Annotated in this window: 1 protein-coding gene and 2 pseudogenes; 1 reads left to right on the top strand and 2 read right to left on the bottom strand. The window is 35.9% G+C overall.

Annotation, left to right across the window (positions count from 1 at the left end):
- Nucleotides 1-378 precede the first annotated feature (378 nt).
- Together aadD1 and KA883_RS13535 are read right to left on the bottom strand one after the other, a co-directional pair.
- Nucleotides 379-1,140, bottom strand: coding sequence for an aminoglycoside O-nucleotidyltransferase ANT(4')-Ia (aadD1, locus tag KA883_RS13540; protein ID WP_001014230.1), 762 nt, complete (start codon nt 1,138-1,140; stop codon nt 379-381).
- Between the two features lie 168 nt (nt 1,141-1,308).
- Nucleotides 1,309-1,839: pseudogene (locus KA883_RS13535) on the bottom strand (protein rep); the annotation flags it as partial.
- A 55-nt stretch (nt 1,840-1,894) separates the two neighbouring features.
- Between KA883_RS13535 and KA883_RS13530 the strand changes: the two are divergent.
- Nucleotides 1,895-1,986, top strand: a pseudogene (locus KA883_RS13530) (IS6 family transposase); the annotation flags it as partial.

The following is a 1,986-nucleotide window of genomic DNA, read 5'->3' as shown; positions in this document are numbered from 1 at the left end:
ACGGCTACAGTGATAACATCCTTGTTAAATTGTTTATATCTGAAATAGTCCATACAGAAGACTCCTTTTTGTTAAAATTATACTCTAAATTCAACTTTGCAACAGAACCCTCTTTTTAATATCCCCGACTGGCAATGCCGGGATAGACTGTAACATTCTCACGCATAAAATCCCCTTTCATTTTCTAATGTAAATCTATTACCTTATTATTAATTCAATTCGCTCATAATTAATCCTTTTTCTTATTACGCAAAATGGCCCGATTTAAGCACACCCTTTATTCCGTTAATGCGCCATGACAGCCATGATAATTACTAATACTAGGAGAAGTTAATAAATACGTAACCAACATGATTAACAATTATTAGAGGTCATCGTTCAAAATGGTATGCGTTTTGACACATCCACTATATATCCGTGTCGTTCTGTCCACTCCTGAATCCCATTCCAGAAATTCTCTAGCGATTCCAGAAGTTTCTCAGAGTCGGAAAGTTGACCAGACATTACGAACTGGCACAGATGGTCATAACCTGAAGGAAGATCTGATTGCTTAACTGCTTCAGTTAAGACCGAAGCGCTCGTCGTATAACAGATGCGATGATGCAGACCAATCAACATGGCACCTGCCATTGCTACCTGTACAGTCAAGGATGGTAGAAATGTTGTCGGTCCTTGCACACGAATATTACGCCATTTGCCTGCATATTCAAACAGCTCTTCTACGATAAGGGCACAAATCGCATCGTGGAACGTTTGGGCTTCTACCGATTTAGCAGTTTGATACACTTTCTCTAAGTATCCACCTGAATCATAAATCGGCAAAATAGAGAAAAATTGACCATGTGTAAGCGGCCAATCTGATTCCACCTGAGATGCATAATCTAGTAGAATCTCTTCGCTATCAAAATTCACTTCCACCTTCCACTCACCGGTTGTCCATTCATGGCTGAACTCTGCTTCCTCTGTTGACATGACACACATCATCTCAATATCCGAATAGGGCCCATCAGTCTGACGACCAAGAGAGCCATAAACACCAATAGCCTTAACATCATCCCCATATTTATCCAATATTCGTTCCTTAATTTCATGAACAATCTTCATTCTTTCTTCTCTAGTCATTATTATTGGTCCATTCACTATTCTCATTCCCTTTTCAGATAATTTTAGATTTGCTTTTCTAAATAAGAATATTTGGAGAGCACCGTTCTTATTCAGCTATTAATAACTCGTCTTCCTAAGCATCCTTCAATCCTTTTAATAACAATTATAGCATATAATCTTCAACAAACTGGCCCGTTTGTTGAACTACTCTTTAATAAAATAATTTTTCCGTTCCCAATTCCACATTGCAATAATAGAAAATCCATCTTCATCGGCTTTTTCGTCATCATCTGTATGAATCAAATCGCCTTCTTCTGTGTCATCAAGGTTTAATTTTTTATGTATTTCTTTTAACAAACCACCATAGGAGATTAACCTTTTACGGTGTAAACCTTCCTCCAAATCAGACAAACGTTTCAAATTCTTTTCTTCATCATCGGTCATAAAATCCGTATCCTTTACAGGATATTTTGCAGTTTCGTCAATTGCCGATTGTATATCCGATTTATATTTATTTTTCGGTCGAATCATTTGAACTTTTACATTTGGATCATAGTCTAATTTCATTGCCTTTTTCCAAAATTGAATCCATTGTTTTTGATTCACGTAGTTTTCTGTATTCTTAAAATAAGTTGGTTCCACACATACCAATACATGCATGTGCTGATTATAAGAATTATCTTTATTATTTATTGTCACTTCCGTTGCACGCATAAAACCAACAAGATTTTTATGGTTCTGTTGCAAAGTTGAATTTAAAGTATAATTTTAACAAAAAGGAGTCATCTGAATGGACAATTACAGATATAAACAATTTAACAAGGATGTTATCACTGTAGCCGATAGCTACTATCTAAGATATGCATTGAGTTATCGTGATAT

Origin of the sequence: Staphylococcus sp. GDY8P54P (assembly GCF_017892645.1) — a bacterium.
GTDB classification, from domain to species: domain Bacteria; phylum Bacillota; class Bacilli; order Staphylococcales; family Staphylococcaceae; genus Staphylococcus; species Staphylococcus ureilyticus.
The sequence above is the reverse complement of the archived record's forward strand: the minus strand, read 5'-3'. Positions and strand labels throughout refer to the sequence as shown.